This window comes from Candidatus Marsarchaeota archaeon (genome assembly GCA_023485295.1).
Taxonomy (GTDB): Archaea; Micrarchaeota; Micrarchaeia; order Micrarchaeales; family Micrarchaeaceae; genus Micrarchaeum_A.
Window position 1 is genome coordinate 45,479 of record JAMCZQ010000004.1, and the last position, 15,811, is coordinate 61,289.

General features: G+C 40.6%; 17 protein-coding genes and 1 tRNA gene. 7 read left to right on the plus strand and 11 right to left on the minus strand.

Translation table 11 applies throughout. From position 1 onward, the window contains the following. Nucleotides 1-6 precede the first annotated feature (6 nt). Nucleotides 7-324 carry a hypothetical protein gene (locus tag M1125_02060; GenBank protein ID MCL5404603.1) on the minus strand — a complete coding sequence of 106 codons (318 nt, stop codon included), beginning with the start codon at nucleotides 322-324 and terminating at the stop codon, nucleotides 7-9. 207 nt (nucleotides 325-531) lie between these two features. Between M1125_02060 and M1125_02065 the strand changes: the two genes are divergently transcribed. The 3 genes from M1125_02065 (at nucleotide 532) to M1125_02075 (ending at nucleotide 4,219) form a co-directional block, all read left to right on the plus strand. Continuing rightward, nucleotides 532-1,461, plus strand: coding sequence for a hypothetical protein (locus M1125_02065; GenBank protein ID MCL5404604.1), 930 nt, complete (start codon nucleotides 532-534; stop codon nucleotides 1,459-1,461). 340 nt (nucleotides 1,462-1,801) lie between these two features. Next, nucleotides 1,802-3,484: a glycosyltransferase family 39 protein gene (locus tag M1125_02070; protein MCL5404605.1), complete on the plus strand. Its 1,683-nt coding sequence runs from the start codon at nucleotides 1,802-1,804 to the stop codon at nucleotides 3,482-3,484. Nucleotides 3,485-3,493: 9 nt separating this feature from the next. Then, nucleotides 3,494-4,219, plus strand: coding sequence for a glycosyltransferase (locus tag M1125_02075; GenBank protein ID MCL5404606.1), 726 nt, complete (start codon nucleotides 3,494-3,496; stop codon nucleotides 4,217-4,219). Nucleotides 4,220-4,239: 20 nt separating this feature from the next. Here the strand turns inward: M1125_02075 and M1125_02080 are convergent, their stop codons facing one another. Further along, a complete protein-coding gene (locus tag M1125_02080) occupies nucleotides 4,240-4,854 on the minus strand; it encodes a hypothetical protein (protein ID MCL5404607.1) in 615 nt (204 codons plus the stop codon). Nucleotides 4,855-4,955: 101 nt separating this feature from the next. On the opposite strand from M1125_02080, the gene M1125_02085 reads away from it, so the two are divergent. After that, nucleotides 4,956-5,486, plus strand: a complete 531-nt coding sequence (locus tag M1125_02085; GenBank protein MCL5404608.1) for an AAA family ATPase — start codon at nucleotides 4,956-4,958, stop codon at nucleotides 5,484-5,486. Nucleotides 5,487-5,512: 26 nt separating this feature from the next. Here M1125_02085 and M1125_02090 read toward each other — a convergent pair whose 3' ends face one another. Beyond that, a complete protein-coding gene (locus M1125_02090; protein MCL5404609.1) occupies nucleotides 5,513-5,785 on the minus strand; it encodes a hypothetical protein in 273 nt (90 codons plus the stop codon). A gap of 266 nt (nucleotides 5,786-6,051) precedes the next feature. On the opposite strand from M1125_02090, the gene M1125_02095 reads away from it, so the two are divergent. Both M1125_02095 and M1125_02100 read left to right on the plus strand, forming a co-directional pair. Continuing rightward, nucleotides 6,052-6,513: a hypothetical protein gene (locus M1125_02095; protein MCL5404610.1), complete on the plus strand. Its 462-nt coding sequence runs from the start codon at nucleotides 6,052-6,054 to the stop codon at nucleotides 6,511-6,513. Between the two features lie 381 nt (nucleotides 6,514-6,894). After that, on the plus strand, nucleotides 6,895-7,179 hold the full coding sequence (locus M1125_02100) for a ferritin (protein ID MCL5404611.1): 285 nt from the start codon (nucleotides 6,895-6,897) through the stop codon (nucleotides 7,177-7,179). Between the two features lie 195 nt (nucleotides 7,180-7,374). Here M1125_02100 and M1125_02105 read toward each other — a convergent pair whose 3' ends face one another. The 8 genes from M1125_02105 to M1125_02140 form a co-directional block, all read right to left on the minus strand. Next, nucleotides 7,375-7,707 (minus strand): type II toxin-antitoxin system VapC family toxin, encoded by a 333-nt coding sequence (locus M1125_02105; protein ID MCL5404612.1) that lies wholly within the window; start codon nucleotides 7,705-7,707, stop codon nucleotides 7,375-7,377. 65 nt (nucleotides 7,708-7,772) lie between these two features. After that, nucleotides 7,773-7,991 (minus strand): antitoxin VapB family protein, encoded by a 219-nt coding sequence (locus tag M1125_02110; GenBank protein MCL5404613.1) that lies wholly within the window; start codon nucleotides 7,989-7,991, stop codon nucleotides 7,773-7,775. Nucleotides 7,992-8,667: 676 nt separating this feature from the next. Beyond that, a complete protein-coding gene (locus M1125_02115; protein ID MCL5404614.1) occupies nucleotides 8,668-10,557 on the minus strand; it encodes a DUF2075 domain-containing protein in 1,890 nt (629 codons plus the stop codon). A gap of 2 nt (nucleotides 10,558-10,559) precedes the next feature. After that, the gene (locus M1125_02120) at nucleotides 10,560-10,943 is read right to left on the minus strand and encodes a nucleotide pyrophosphohydrolase (GenBank protein ID MCL5404615.1); all 384 of its coding nucleotides are present in this window, start codon (nucleotides 10,941-10,943) and stop codon (nucleotides 10,560-10,562) included. Between the two features lie 561 nt (nucleotides 10,944-11,504). Further along, on the minus strand, nucleotides 11,505-12,239 hold the full coding sequence (locus M1125_02125; GenBank protein MCL5404616.1) for a hypothetical protein: 735 nt from the start codon (nucleotides 12,237-12,239) through the stop codon (nucleotides 11,505-11,507). Between the two features lie 14 nt (nucleotides 12,240-12,253). Further along, nucleotides 12,254-12,366: transfer RNA gene (locus tag M1125_02130), tRNA-Thr, on the minus strand. Between the two features lie 48 nt (nucleotides 12,367-12,414). After that, entirely contained in the window at nucleotides 12,415-12,762 is a 348-nt protein-coding gene (locus M1125_02135) for an ASCH domain-containing protein (protein ID MCL5404617.1), read from the minus strand. A gap of 16 nt (nucleotides 12,763-12,778) precedes the next feature. Beyond that, complete coding sequence (locus tag M1125_02140; GenBank protein ID MCL5404618.1) at nucleotides 12,779-14,341, minus strand: oligosaccharide flippase family protein; 1,563 nt, start codon at nucleotides 14,339-14,341, stop codon at nucleotides 12,779-12,781. Between the two features lie 333 nt (nucleotides 14,342-14,674). Here M1125_02140 and M1125_02145 point away from each other — a divergent pair, with 333 nt between their 5' ends. After that, nucleotides 14,675-15,808: an asparagine--tRNA ligase gene (locus tag M1125_02145; protein ID MCL5404619.1), complete on the plus strand. Its 1,134-nt coding sequence runs from the start codon at nucleotides 14,675-14,677 to the stop codon at nucleotides 15,806-15,808. Nucleotides 15,809-15,811 lie beyond the last annotated feature (3 nt).

Genomic DNA, 15,811 nt, shown 5'->3' on the forward strand with positions numbered 1-15,811 from the left:
ATACCTCTACGCCTTTTCAAACATTTTTATGACAGGCGTCTCGCGTGTTGCTTTGAATCCGCCCAAAAGGCTTTCCACATCGGCATCTGCAATTTTCAGGCGTGCCAGTACGAACGCGCCGCTAAAAAGCCTGAGCTCTTTTTCATTCTTGTATACTATTGCTGAATTTGCCTGTGCTATATACTCCTTTGCCTCTTGCGCGCTTACTTCCTTAAGATCAACATTGACAAGGTTGGGCCGCTTTGCGCTATCCTGGCTTTTTGTTTCAGTGCCATTTTCAGGTTCGCGCTGAGCAGCAGGCTCCTTCTTTTTGAATAATGTCATAAAATCACTAAAAACCCATCACATCCCCATATATTTATATGTTGCCATGTGATATTCTTTGCATCGTATGAAGTATTGCCTTTTTGGGCAAGGCCATGCGGCCCGCACATTGCACAATCCAGTGCGCCTCATTTATAAATCTGCACGTCAAATGATATAGGGCAAAGTAAGCCTCATTCCTAATCCGCTTTCCAAGCAGATGATCAGATGTTTGACTATGAATATTGGGGCACGAACACGCTGCCAATAAGCCAGAATATGGCCATGGAAGAATACCTGTTAAGCAGAAGCGCTGCCAGCAAGGTAGCCACTGTGCGCTTTTGGAACGTGCCAAAGGACTCGGTCGTCATAGGATATGGCGAATCAAAAGCCAACATCAAGCATATTGACCAGAGCTTTGACCTTGCGCGGCGAATTACTGGAGGCTCGCACGTGGAATTCGATAAGGCGTGCATTGCGTATTCTTTTACCGTTCCAAGGGACGGCAGCTTCAAGTATTTCAATGACATGCGCAAATATTTTGCCGACATACTGGTAAATTCGCTGGAAAAGCTTGGGGTAGAAGATGTTTATGCAGACAACAGGGCTTCAACAGTAAACGTAGACCAGAAAGTAATTGCGAGCCACGCCATATTCTGGGGCGTTGACAGCGCATTGCTGCATGGGCTGCTTCTGGTAGACCACTACGAAGTGGACAAGATATTCGAGCGCATGCTGCTATCAGAGCGCAGGATCGGCAGGCATACCTATTCCGAATATGATGCCCTGAAATCCGCGCCTGCCGCTTCAGAGATAATAAAAAAGGCACAGGGCCTTTCCGGAGCGGAAAGGACAGACGCTGTAAAGCGCATGATTGCGGATGTCGTATTGCTGGAGGCGACTTCAGGAGCGCATAAAAACATTGGTGTTACCGAAGACGTGCTGAAGAAGGCATCAAGGCTCGTTTCAAGCACGCATTCGGATTCGAGGTGGCTCGATATGCGTACGCCGCAGTATAAAAAGGAGGAAGTAGACGCGATACCTGGCGAAAGCCTTGACGGCAAGCTTAAGGAGAACTTGGGCTACTGCATGTATATAGAAGTGGATGACAGGTCTTTCTCAAGGATGACGCTCCCAAAGGAAGAGCTGCATGATTAGTAAAATATAATAAGTGCCCCTTTGTAAGGGAAAGAATGGTTTTCAGCCATCCCGTCTCAGGTATTTTTCCAATACCCTCATGTCATAACTTCGCCGTTCGTAATGCATTGCCTCAACAATGCTCACTGGCGGACGCGCCTCGGACTTTGATTTCATTTCCATTTTATTCACCTCTTAAGCATGATGCCGATGGCGCTCCAAAGGTGACAAGATATATATTCTGCAGGATATATTTAAATCTTCCTTTTAAGAATACCTCTAGTGTGTTTGAACAATGGCCATCAAAAAGCGTTTACATGATGCAAAGCGCGCCTATGGGGATAAACGTGCTGCTGGCAATTTGCCAGCCAAAAGCAACAACGAAAACCGCAAACGCAACGGCAAGGAGCTCAGAAGGGACATAATAACCATAGCCCTGCTTGCTCTGCTGCTCGTTTCGGCACGTCTATATTTCTATACCGGCCCTGTGTTCAGCAACACCCAGGACGAGGGCATCTATCTAAACATGTTTTCAAGCGCAGTATCATCCCACAATGCAATAAGCTTTGCAGCTTACAGAAATGCAAACTTTTCAGACGTCACAAATGCGCTGTTCAATCCGGTGCAGATGTTTGAATTTTATGACGGGTTCGTCATGCCTGAAATAGCGCTCCAAAAGCTTGTCGGCTTTTCCGCGGCTGCAAGCATTGCATACGTGATGCTCTTTTCCGTAATTGAATTGGTATTCATATTCCTAATATTGAGGAAGATCTCTGGGTATCGTGCAGCTGTCATCGGAGGCCTGCTTCTGGCCTTCCTGCCCATAGACGTACTGTTTTCCACACAGGTACAGCCCCTAATCCCCGCAGTCGCGATGATGGCTGCAGCTACATACTTTCTTGTGCTGTCAATTGAAGAAAAGCGCTCAATGCAAAGGCGCAAATACCTGTTCGTATTGCTAAGCGCAATATTCATAGGCCTGGGCTACCTGATAAATCCTGTCAGCCTGTTTCTGCTGTTTTTCGAGGCCATATACTTCTTGGCCGAAGCACTGCACAAATCAAGGCAGGCAGCCATAAGCATTGCGCTGTTGCTCACAGGATTCGTATTGGCATATTCGATAATGGGCTTTGTATATCTTGCGCAGTCCGGAAATTTCCTGCTCTACCCTGCGGTAGAATCCCACATATACGAATACCAGCTTTACACCCAAAGCATAGTAAGATACAATGCCGGCCCTGTAAGCTTTTCCTACGTCACAGGCAGCCCGCTTTTTTACATACCTATAATATTCAATTTTCTCGATGTAGGCATAACCGGCAAGGTTTACCCGCTGTATTATTTTTCCCTGATGGCGTACGCCTTTGTTGCCTTTATACCAATAGGCATCAAATACAGGATAAGATACACGTCGTTTTTCGGGGCAATGGCGCTCCTTTATTACATATTCATGAACATGCCTACAAAATTCCTATACGCAAACGGCCACCTGTCATTTCTAATGATAAGCATGCAGCCCTACATAAGCACTGTGCTGGAGCTGCCAATCATAATAGTGGTTAGCCTTGGCATAAGCAAATTCCTTGGAACAAAGAGATCCAGGATCGGAGCATACGCCCTTTTGGCGCTGATGATAGCGGCAAACGTGCTATTCTTAGCGCATGACACTAGCTTTTATTCGGCTTCGGTATCCACATTGCATTCTTTTATAGCATTCGTAAAGCAGAACCCTAATGCAGAGTTTTATGCCAACCCTATTTTTGCGGGTGAGGTGAACATCATGACAGGGTCTAAATATTCATTGGTCATGCTGCCATCAAACTGCACAAGCGCATTTCTAAGCAATGTGGCAGCCAATGCGACTACCAAAGAGTATTTCGTAGGAGGCGGAACAATAGCCTTCGCGCTAAGCCCGCAGATAGAAAACGCCACTACCTCATGCCTTGCATCATATAGCGGCATAGCGCTCGTGAAAGAATACAAAAACCCTTTCTCTGCATACAGCAATGAAGCCCCGCCGCTTATGATATACGAAGCTAAATAGCGTGATGCCTTGCATGTTTTTATAATAATGCCAGCAAAAAACGAGCAGAACAGAATAGGCAATGCCTTAGAGGACTACAAAAGCCTGCAGCATGCGTATGGCAGCCTTACCTTGGTGGTGGTAACCGATTCGGAGCAAGATCCTACTAATAATACTGTAGCAAAGTTCAATGAAAATTACGCCGACTTGCGGCTTTTGGCAGGCAGGAGCCATGGCAAGGGCGGAGCCATAATCCAAGGATTCAAGTCCGTAATTAACGAAGCCAGCGATGGGGATATAATCGGCTTTGTGGATGCCGACGATGCAGTGCGCGCCGGCCAGATAATCAAGGTGATAAACGAAATAGCAAGCGGCAATGCAGCCTGTGCAGTGGGCTCGCGCAAATGCAAAGGCGTTAATGCTGCTGGCATACCTTTCTCGCGCAGGGCAATGAGCACACTGTATGCAACCCTTGTGCGCTACATGTTTGGCATCAAGATAAAAGACATGCAATGCGGCTGCAAATTTGTAACGGCCAACGCCCTCAGGGCTGTGATTGAAAGGCTTGCCATAGAGGATGTGGTGTTCGACCTCAATATGCTTTACGAACTCAGCAAGGCCGGAAAACCAATAAGGGAGGTGTGCATAGATTACGTCAACGTAAAAGGAGGCATAAGCCCGAGGGTTTTTCTGATGCTGAAGACGACCATAGAATACAGGATATTCGGCTACGCACATTTTGCTAAGCGCACATAAGCGAAATGCCATGGGATAGCTTATACCGCATAAGACGGCACTAGGTAAACCTTTCCTCCGTATTCAAAGCCTATAGTATAGAATGCATCTTCCTTTGGAAACGGCTGCCTTATCAGCGCACTTGAATTGACGCCTGCAGGTGCGATTGTAAAATTGTAAAATACACCTCCAGGCGTTTGGCTTACACTGCTGACATAATAAGTAAATATTACTGGTATGCCGCTTGCAGGGTTCTGCGTAAAAGTCCTTATATCAGTGCCGTTCATAAAGAACGCAAACTTCACGCTGCTGCCCTGCATGCCCGACAGGTAAGCCGAGCCATTCGGAAATGTAAAAGAAAACCATCTAGGAAGGTAATAGCTTTTCCCGTTTTCAGTATAGTTTACCAAATATCTTGAGATCCTGCTGAAGTTGCCCCTATCGGCAGGCTTATTAAGCGGCGTTATTGTAAGTATGCTGGCGTTGGAAACGTTGAAGAGCGACGCGGCGGCATAGGTGTATGAGGAATAGACGCTTTTGAGCGTAGGCGCAGGGGGCGCCGGAGGCCTGCTAGCAATCCCTATGTACGCTACTGCCACTACTATGATAATCACTATTATGGCTAATATGGCAATCCAAGCCTTTTTCTGCATCATTTAACCGAATTTTTATGCCCTGTTAGCATATTTAATTCTTACTAATCAAAGCATAGCAGGCTCAGCGTTAAACGCCTGTGCGAAAATTGGTGCGCGATACCATGAAACTAGTGCTGCTTTACGGTCCTCCTGGCGTGGGCAAGCTGACAGTAGCAAAGGCGCTGTCCGCGATTACAGGCTACAGAATATACCACAACCATATTGCAGTGGAGGCGATCCTGCCGGTGTTTGATTATGGCACAAAGGAATACAACGAGCTTGTAGCCATATACAGGATGGAATTGCTGAAGAGGGCAATAAACTCAAGCATGAAAGGCCTCATTGCGACTTTTGTCTACGCACCAGGCATTGATGACAGGTACATAAAGCGCCTGATAAGGCATGCGGCATCGCACTCCAGCAAAATCTGCTTTGTCAAGCTGACATGCGACAAGAAAGAGCTGTACAGAAGGGTCAGTGACCAGTCAAGGCGCGAATTCAGCAAGATAAAGTCCAAGAAAGCGTTAAAGCGAATGCTTGAAAAGTATGACATAGACGCAGCAATAAGCTATGTGGACAACATGATAATAGACAATACGCGCATAGGCCCGAAGAAGGTTGCAGCCTTAATAAAGGAGCATTACAAGCTCTGAGCGCGCATATGGCTTGTACCAAAGCCTCATGCGACTGATTTGTGCACTGTTATTACCTTTATCTTGTAATGCTTGTTGTCGTCTCTAACCTGCTTGCATATAACCTCTAGGTTTATTCTTCCGGAAGCGTGTTTTCTCACTTCAACGCCTTCCTCACCTGTGGCGCTTATTTCTTCAGAGTCGTATATTGCGTCTATTAGGTCTGCCGAATTTATTTTGCGCCTGAGCATCATTTCGACTCCATGTTTTGTGATGAGGACATCAGAATTAGAGACCATCGCTTCTTCCCTGCCATGCATGCAAGATGCAGAGCCATTACAATTTTCAGTTTCAGATTTGCGTAAGCGAACCATCAACTCATTTTAATATGCAGCTCAAGTTATAAATACCTTCCCGGATGCCGCAGCTGGCTGTACATTTTATTCAAGGCTTTGCTCCTTTAGCCTATCTCGCTCCTAAAGCGTTAAATCTGCTCATAAAGTAGGGTTAGGAGCACACTTTTAGAGCCAAGCCTGCCATAAGATAGATATAAATATTTGGATTAATAGAGTGACTTTGTGGTATTATGACAACATCGTCAACAACGACGGCAAGCCCGTCAAGCGAAACTTCTAAACAAAAAACAACTAAAGCAAACGATCCTGTTTTTGTTTCTATATTGGCACGATCCTTTAGCCTGGGCCCAAGTTCTTTGGATGACACGGTTGGCAAGTCCCTTGCATATTCCTTCATAAATATGAACGATGAAGATCGTGCCCAAACGATTAATTTTCTAAAAGATGTACCAAATATTGCTAAAATATTTGGCTATTATTTGCAAATAAAGATTGTTGATATTGATGATTCGAGAGAGAACACAATACGCATGTTAAGGGATTCCCGTTACCATGAGCTGTCAAAGAAAGTACCACAAGAAATTTCTGATGATGTGCGCAAGGAAATAGAAAATCTTGAAAAAGAAAATGAAAATGTAAAGCGTGGAATGGCAGAAGGCAAACGTTATATGTACAAAGATTCTTTTAAATAGTAGCAGGCTCTGAAAAGGGCTTAATCACGCCTTTTTCCGTTGTCTATAAGGAATATTAATTTTATGATATCAGGCGTATAGCCCCGAGAGGCGCATTGTAGTAAAAACACTGTCCCAGAAGTCTTTATCCATCTGCAAATGCCAACAATTAAATAAAAATATTTATGTTTGACAACTTCAAGGCAGAACCATTCTGCCCGCCTCTGTTATGTTGAATTTTTCATCAATGTATCCAGTGTCCTTTAACTCGCATAGGTGCTGATATATCATGCTCCTAGCCTTCTTCAGCTCCTTTGCCATGCGCTAAATAACCAAGGCAGGAATGCAGGTATTGCGCAAGTCGTATAAGCTTTGATTGCATAATCTGGCTATGGTGAGCAAATGCCTAGGTACGAAATAGCTGAGGATTTGAGTGAAGGAGTAAAAGATTTGAGCAGGGCAAGGCAATCCTTAATAGAAGAAGTCGAAGCGATGATGTTTTATGATGAGAGGGCCGATGCAACCAAGGACAAAGATCTCAAATTGGTTATGGAGCACAATCGCGATGACGAGAAGGAGCATGCAGCGCTGCTGCTAGAGTGGATAAGAAGGCATGACAAGGCAATGGACAAAGAGCTAAAGGAAATACTCTTTTCAAAGAAAGAGCTCAAGGGATTGGGCGATTGAAGGGAATTTGGCACCATTTTTGCAGTAGTGTACGTATTGTCTTCAATTTAAAATTTGCCAAGCCCTGATAATCGCATATCAGAAAAAGCTGTCCCAGAGGCCGGTTTTAGCGGGCAGACACTCTTGGCGACGTTTAAATAATGGCTTTACGTATCCCAAAGCTAACGCTATATCCGGAAATGCGAAGCTCTAAGGTCAAACCCTATCTATAAGCAAGCCTGTCTCCTCGCCAAGAATTTCAAAATGCCTGAAATCCTTTGTAAGTACTGTCGCACCTATCTTTAGCGCTTGCGCAGATATAAGTATGTCAATATCATCTACTTTCTTGCCCTTGCTGATGAGCTTTGCGGCTATTTCAGACGCTTTGATTACATCATCATAAGAGAGAGCCATTGTTTCAATTTGCGTGAAGAAAAGCGAAACCTGTATGTAAGAAGACTTTAAGCCTTTGGCTTCGTTATATTTTTCGCCAAGCAAAACCTCGTATGCGCATAAGGTGCTTGTGTATAACGATTCTGCTTCGCTCATCTTTTCCCTTGCCTGCTTGTTGCCTTTAAGGAACTCTATCACTGCTGAAGAGTCGAGAAAAAGTTTCAGACCCTCACCTTGAAGCGCCTCCTGATCTTAGCTGCATGCATCTGAAGCGATCTAGCCTCATCGCTACGGATTATTCCAAAAAATTTATCCAGGTCCGCAAGCTTTACGCCTTTGACTTTATCAACAAGCTCTAAAACGAGCTTGGTGAAACTTTTGGAACCTTTTATCGAAGCAAGCTTCTTGTACGCCTCGTCGCTTAGCATGATTGTCTTCATAGCATCAATCTATATATAGTCTATATACATATTTATTTCTTTCTACGGTGTGTTTAATTATTTTGTTTTCACGCATATGGAGAAAAGAGCTGCTTATTAATAAGCTCCGAAAGTGGACGCCTATAAAATAACCGCCCCACCGATGATATACAATAATATACATCCCGTTTGATGATACTATCTCTTCTTTGAAAATTTTTTAAACCTGCCCAAGACACCTTCTGGCTTTTCTATTAGCTTATCTGAAGGCTGTTTATCTGATATCACTTTTGCTTCTGCAAAATAAAATCTTTATTTGGTCTTTTTAGGTTTTTGACAATTTTTACTGGAAACTCTTTGCAATAAGATAAGCCACTAATAAGTAGATAAATTGAGCTAGATAATATTAAATAACTATGTTTACTTAAATATACATATATTTACTTTAATACAACGATAAAATGAATACGATTGAATACTTAATACTTAAAATTGCAAAAGAGAAAGGCAAATTCAGCATTGACAACGGGGATAGGGGCGAATTGCGCGATACTGTGCTCCTATTAGCGAAAAAAGGTTATCTTAAAAACCTTGGACATTCGAATTGTAAAGGTATATGGGGATATGAGATTACTAATGAAGGCTGTCAAGCGTTAGCTGATAACAGATCAGACATTTAAAGTATCTAAGGGCTCTGCTATAACTGTATTCTAGATTTAAAAAAGTCTTCAGTGTTTTTATCCATGAAATAAACATAGCAGCCCAGCATTCCACGCGTTAAAAGAACCCTATAAATATTTTTAACATATTTGGTGAAGTCTATGCCCTTCTTCTTCAATTGAGGATCTGCAGAGGCTTTTGGGTTACCTATCCATCTCTTTTCAACTGGATCATAAACTAGATCAGGACCAAATATAACTCCAACATATTCAAACTCAAATCCTTGAATAGTATAAATACTACCAATCTGATTTATGCCATTAGGATCATAAGCCCAGAGCGATGCTTTTGGTATTCCCGGAGCTAATTTTGCCGCATTGTTCTTTGCTTCCCAAGTCATCTTAAAATCTTTTCCTATTACAACGTCTTTTTTGAGTGTTCCGTCAGGATTTGGATCGCTCCAGGGCCAGCAAAATCCTGCGACTAATCTAGCAGAGTTTTGCTTTTCTGCGTTTTTAGCTTTTATTGCCTCGTATAGTTCAACAGGGCTGTCAAATATTCTAAAGTCCATTTTTTCATTCTTTGTAAGATAGGTATGATCCGTTTCGCGTATGTCTAATGTGTTATCAATCCAGTTCATATATCCATCAGAACCATTACACCTGAATTGTGTTTTTAGCTCGAAATCAAAGGTTTCTGCGCCAAATTTATCAGCAGTTTCCTTTATCAATTTGGTACTGCCTATCTCGTCTGGCCTAACTACCTGAAGGTCGTCTATGAAGAAGATGGTCAATTTTGCAGCCCTTATGAGTTCATCTATTTGTGGCATATCAGATCTATAAATGGATTTTGTATACCTAGAATTGCTTGTTTTTCGTATGCGGTGCGCTTCGTCACAGACTAGCACGTCTATCTCATTTTCTTTTACCATCTTAGAAGAGAAACTATTAAAGTATTTGAATAACTTTGCTGCTCTTATGCCAACTATTTTTCTAAGTGTTGTTGTGAATGCAGCGGATCCAGTAGCATGAAATATTGATAAATCCTTATTTTTAGATAGAAGTTCAGCAATTACATTCAATGCAATAACTGATTTGCCAGTACCTGGACCCCCTTTAACTATTATTACAGATTTCTTACTTGATTTTGTAAGCTTTTTCGCCCTATCCAAAATCGTGTTATAAGCCACCAGCTGCTCATCTATTAGATGAAATATTTTTTCCCCCTTTATTGTTTTACTTGTGTGCTCTAGTAACTTCTTACTGGGCCTTATATCGCTATTTGAAAATCGGTTAAGAAGTTCCAACCCATTTCCAGCAGACAATTTTTCTTTTAAGTACTCGCCTAGCTTATCAAAATCTTCTTTTGTAAATAAAGGAAATTCTTTTAATACCGTATCGAACTTCGGAGATAGTAGAACTGGGTTTGTCTGAAATTTTGAGTAATTATGACAATAGCTACAAGATTCTAATCTAATACTTTCATCACGATTGAATACTGATACAAAGTCTTTTACATATAGATGATATTCTCTAACTTGCACAGACGGATGTGCTTCAAGTCGTTCTCTCCCTCCGACAAATGTAATTATATTATCTTGTATATCACTGTCCTTAACGGTTTCCCATTGTTTAAGTTCTATTATGATTGCATTGCTTGTACCATCTCTAGAATTTCCGAATAACATACAATCTAAGCGCTTAGTACTATATGGCAGTTCATACTCTATTACAATTCCGTTATCTCTGAGCGAATAATGTTCCAACACATCCTTAAGCACTCTGAGAGAATTCCTCCAAGAGTTTACTTCTCCTGGGCTCGGACTTCGTAAATAATAATTTTCGTAAGAAAGTTTTAACTTGTCGGCAATTGTGCCATGTAATGCTTCATCTATAAAGTCGTTAGTCAATCCCTCGTATAATTTCATGTTCACAACTCATTATATTTCTTATTTGAACCTTTAGCTTTCTTTATAGGATACTTTACCGCGTTTTTCTTTATTTTCTTTTCGAGTTCGCTAGATAAATCGAACTTGTTCATTTGGGCAAATCTTAATAGAAAATACAAGACGTCCGCAAGTTCTTCGCCTATCATCTGGCGCTTACTGGAATTTGACATTATCTCTTTAATATCGCCTTCTCTTTTAAATCTGAAGATATCTAAAAGTTCACTAGCCTCCGTTGATACACCTATCGCAAGGTCTTTGGGATTATGAAACTGGTCCCAATCGCGCTCTTCGCAAAACTTTTGCACTTTGCCCTTCAGCTCCTTTATAGTCGTTGAATCATCTCTCATTCTCTCATCTAAGCCCATTCATTATTTTAACCACAGATTTTAACTTTCTTTCCTTCTTTTATGTGTTTAGCCTGTTGAATTCTCTTCTATAACATGTCCTTTACCTTATGGGGGTATAGGGGGATATAGATAATTATACTATAGAGAAACAATTCACTTATAGACAAGCCCTGAGAGAATGCTCTCTTCTCGATAAGGAACCCGCCGTTATTTTGCTGTCCGCTGCGATAAATTTGCTATTAAACCGCATTATCTATATATAAAATAAGAATCACTAATAGTGTACAGTATATCCTATTGCCTTTACATATTGGTTCTAATTTTTGATATAATACTTATAACTAATAAAGAGTAATATGACAAGGATAAAAACTATGATGTACCAAGCAATAAAAGCTAATACCATCAATATTATTAGAAGTATTATTACAGCTAAAATTAGTCTTATATAATCTACAGAGTCAAATTTGGTTAAAGGCTTTGCTTCTCCTACAGATAATTTAAGGAATAGTGTAGGCAAAAACTTTAGGATAGTAAATGAGAGATAATTCTCTTTCTTATTTTTTGCCAAAACATCACTTATTTTAATTGTCTCTTTAATGAAGGAATAATAGGTGTTGCCTCCTTTCCTATAATAAAGAGTTTATCTGAAACTTTTTCAACTTTATTAAATATTCTCCCCATGAAATTATTTACGCCTAAATTAGCCTCCATATAATCCTTGGCTCTTCCTGTCGCATCTTCTTCGTCATAGACGATTTCGACACAAGAAGCCTTCTTTAATTCTTCTTCCTTTAATAGACCCCAGGCCACAAGTGTTTTCATATCTGTTTCCGTATTCAAATTATTTAATTCTATCATTCTATCGTCTACAGAACTAATTGCAGTTATAGGTATATCAAACCATGTTCCAGCAATGCCACTTAATGCACTCTTCTTTTCTTCACTTGTTAACTCTTTTGCTCCAATTTGATATAAAATCAGGAAATAAAGCTTTTTATTAGTCACATATACATTAGTTGCAGTAAAAGATATCGGGAATTCCTTTCTCTCTTTCCCTAACACTTTTTTTATCTCCGCTTCCTTCATAAATACTGTTGGCATTATTGTTCTACTTTCAAATTCTATTCTTTCATTTTTATCTAGCTCTCTAAAAATACCTATATGATTCCCCATAATATCCCTAGCTATAATATCAATAAAAACTAATAAAAATATTGTCATTTGCGTTACTTTATAGGCCGTTGAATTTTCCCCTATAACATGTATTTCATCTTTGGAGAAGATATAGATAATTATACTATAGGGGAACAATCCATTTACAAGTAAGCCCTGAGAGGGAATTGAACCCTCAACCTCCTGTTTTCCTGATTTAATTCTTGATTAAACTTCTTTTCAAGAAGTTTACAAGACAGGCGCTCTGCCATTGAGCTACCAGGGCACCTTTCGCTCTTTTATTTACCTGTTAAACCTATAAATTATTTCCTTTTTAGTCAATGAGTTTGATATGTATGCCTATTACTCCATACTGCCGTTCTTCCTCCTCAGTATAGTATTCCCTCTGCCGATTGATCTGCTCTTCAATGCTTAAATCCTGTTCATGCCCGAACTTTGACTTTTCGAAGTTTGAGAAAAGGTCACGGAAAGACCTGAAAATAGACAGCCCTATAACCTCGACTTTGATTTTTTCTGTTTTTTCCGGCAATTTGCTGAAAATTATAATGTCTCCAATCTTTACGCCTCTTCTTTTTTCATCGTATAAGCGAATTTCTATTGATTTTTTCCCATTCTTTATCTTTTCAAACGGTGCAGGATTTAGGGACATTTCATGCATCATATAATTCACGTTTATTTTAGCCTATGAAAAAGCCAATGTACCTTATGGCTATCGAAGCCGGCTTCTTCAGCTGCCTTATCTTGGACAGTGACTCTACTATGAAATCCAGGTTCCTCTTTTCTATCGCCTTTGTAGCTGCAAGCATCGGCGGATATAGAAGCAATGCAACTATTATGTTTACAAGCACAGCTGCCCTGCTGTAATGCATTGCAATGGTCAACGCGAAAAGCACTATGAAAAGCATAATTGCAGATAGTGTCAGCCTTCCAAGCCTTTTCCACTCCATTCTTATGGAAAACTGGCTGTGCAGGGCCTTTATGTAGAGCAGGTCCATCAATATCGGGCCGACGGCGAATACTGCAATAAGCGCTCCTGCAACCTTTTCATATGGCACAAGTATTGCCAGAAGGGCTACCTCTGCAACCACTACTACTAGCTGGTATTTCATGAACCTCTTTGTATCGCCGTTGCCTATTATGAGCTGGCCCGCAAAGCTGCCTATCAGCCCTATTACTGTGCCTACCGATATGAAGGCGAAGTACAAAGGCGCTCCAACGTATGCGCTTCCGAAAAGAAGCCTTGTCAAGGGCTTTGTTGTCGCTACAGCGTAAGCGAGTATCGGCAGGAGGAAGATGAAAGCGTAGAACACGCTGTTGTTGTAGATTCCTGCAATCCTCTTGCTTATGGATTCGTTGGTTAGCGTATAGGAGAATGCGGGAAGTATCACGAATGTCATGGAAGTCATTATGAGCTCAAAGAACCTTCCAAGCTTGTATGCTGCCCCATAGCTTCCAACCACTGCAGTAGTGGCGAACACTCCAAGCAGCAATATCGCAAGGCTTGTTGTTCCGGATATGGCTATGTTGGAAGTAACTACAGGTATTGAAAACGAAGCCAATTCCTTGGATATTGCCTTTTTGAATCTAGGCACGAAAGTGCCTATATTTCCATAAATGTTAAGGATTGCATAAACAAAGCCTATCAAAAGGCTTATTGCTAGGCCCGCGACAGCTCCAAGCACTCCGTAGCCAAGAAGTACCAGTGCAACAACGAATATTGCCTGCGATATTGCATAGACTATGTTTGCAATTGAAGAGTGCCTTGTTGAGCCCAAGCCTACAAGCACAGCTACTGAAAGGTTGAAAAGAACCGAAAGCAGCACGCACACAGCAGCTATTATTATTGGGTAATACATGCTCGTATTGTGGTATACTGTGCTGGCAAGCACTCCGCTTATTGCTATTCCTATCAGCATTATGATTAATGATATTATTCCTGCGATTGCGAACCCGTTAGACACGAGCTCCTTCTTTCTTTCCCTGCCTACCTCCTTTTCTGACAGCTTTTTCCTGAGCGCAGTGCCCATGCCGAAGTTGCCGCCCATGCCAAGGAGCGTGTAAAGCGCTATTACTATGGTGTATATTCCGTAATCAACTGGCTTCAGGTATCTGGCCAGGAAAATCAGCAATAGCAGGGTGACCACTGCGCTGATTATCTTGCTTGAAATGAAAAAGCTGCCGCTCCTCAAGGCCTTAGAGCCGAGCTCTCTCACTTCAGCAGTCCCTTCCTGATACTCCATTCCAATCTATGTTTAGGATTTCAAAAACTAAAGCTAAATAACAGATGGAAAACGATAAATAAAGTTTTGACATCTTCAAAACTGCAAAATTTAAAATCTAATCTTATCGCTTTTAATAAGGCAACTTTAATTCATTGCTTGCAGCATGGTTGAACCATTTTGGCATAACCCCTAATAAAAAGATAATGCTTTATATTTTATGCTCTGTATCTAAATATGATGTGTGATGCAGTTCAATGCTTTTAGAAAGATAAAAATAATCTATTCGCGGTGGTATTGCCATAAACAGGCATGTATTTGATTAAAACTGGAGCCGTATTATCAATTGATTTTATGAGAGAATTATATATACCAAACAAAAACCACACTATAGGGTATTCAGGCAACAAAATATACAAACCCATGAAACAAATTTCTAATGCTATCGAAAAAGCAGAATTATACAAAAGAATCGAAGAATTTAGGACAACTAAAAAATGGGAGCATATAGCAAGAATAAATCAAACTATCGCACTTTCAGTAAATGAATATTTCAATAAGCTCGGTTCCGCATTTACTCTCTTGCCTTTGACTACTAGGATGATATCTTCTCCAGCCGCATTATACGGCAAAGGGCACATAGACTATACTAGCGACACTGTCCCGGTAAAGTTAAAATGGTTTAATTTAAAAAAAGACATATTTTTATCTGAATCTTCTCAAATCTATCTAGAACTACACCTAATAAATGAAAATTTAAATTCTGTCTACTCAATATACAATTCTTTCAGAAAAGAGAAATCAGATGCTACACACTTAAGCGAATTCCACCACATCGAATTTGAAGGTAAAATTTCGCAAAAGGAAAACATAAGGGTAATGACCAAACTTATCTTTAATACTATAAAGAAATTATTGAATAATAATATTGAAGATTTATCCTACTTTTTATATGATGAGGATATAGAAGATTTAAAAAAATTGTCAAATTCAACAAAAATAAAAGAAATAACTTTTGATCAAGCTTTAGATGTGCTTTACACGTCTACCAAAAACCCAAAATATAAAAAATTCACTACAAAATATTTTGGCTCATGGGAAGAAGTAAAACTTACTAAAGAACTGGATAATATGGTAATAATTTCAGAGTTCCCATTGTATGAAGTGGCATTTTACCATGCCCCAATAATAGACAATAAAAATCGCGAGGTCGCAGACAACTCAGATTTCATCTGGCCATATTATCGTGAATTTGCAGGAAGCGGGCATAGGGTTAGAAATATGTCAGAACTGCTAATCAAAGCTAAAAAATTCAATCTTCCAAGAGAAGATTATAAATATTATATACAGTCTAGAAGTTCACTAACATATAAAGAAACATCTGGATTCGGTATCGGATGGGAGCGCATGCTGCAAGGATTGCTTAAGATGCCTTATATACATTCTGTGGCTACATTCCCTAGGGTACATAATACACTTTATCCTTGATGT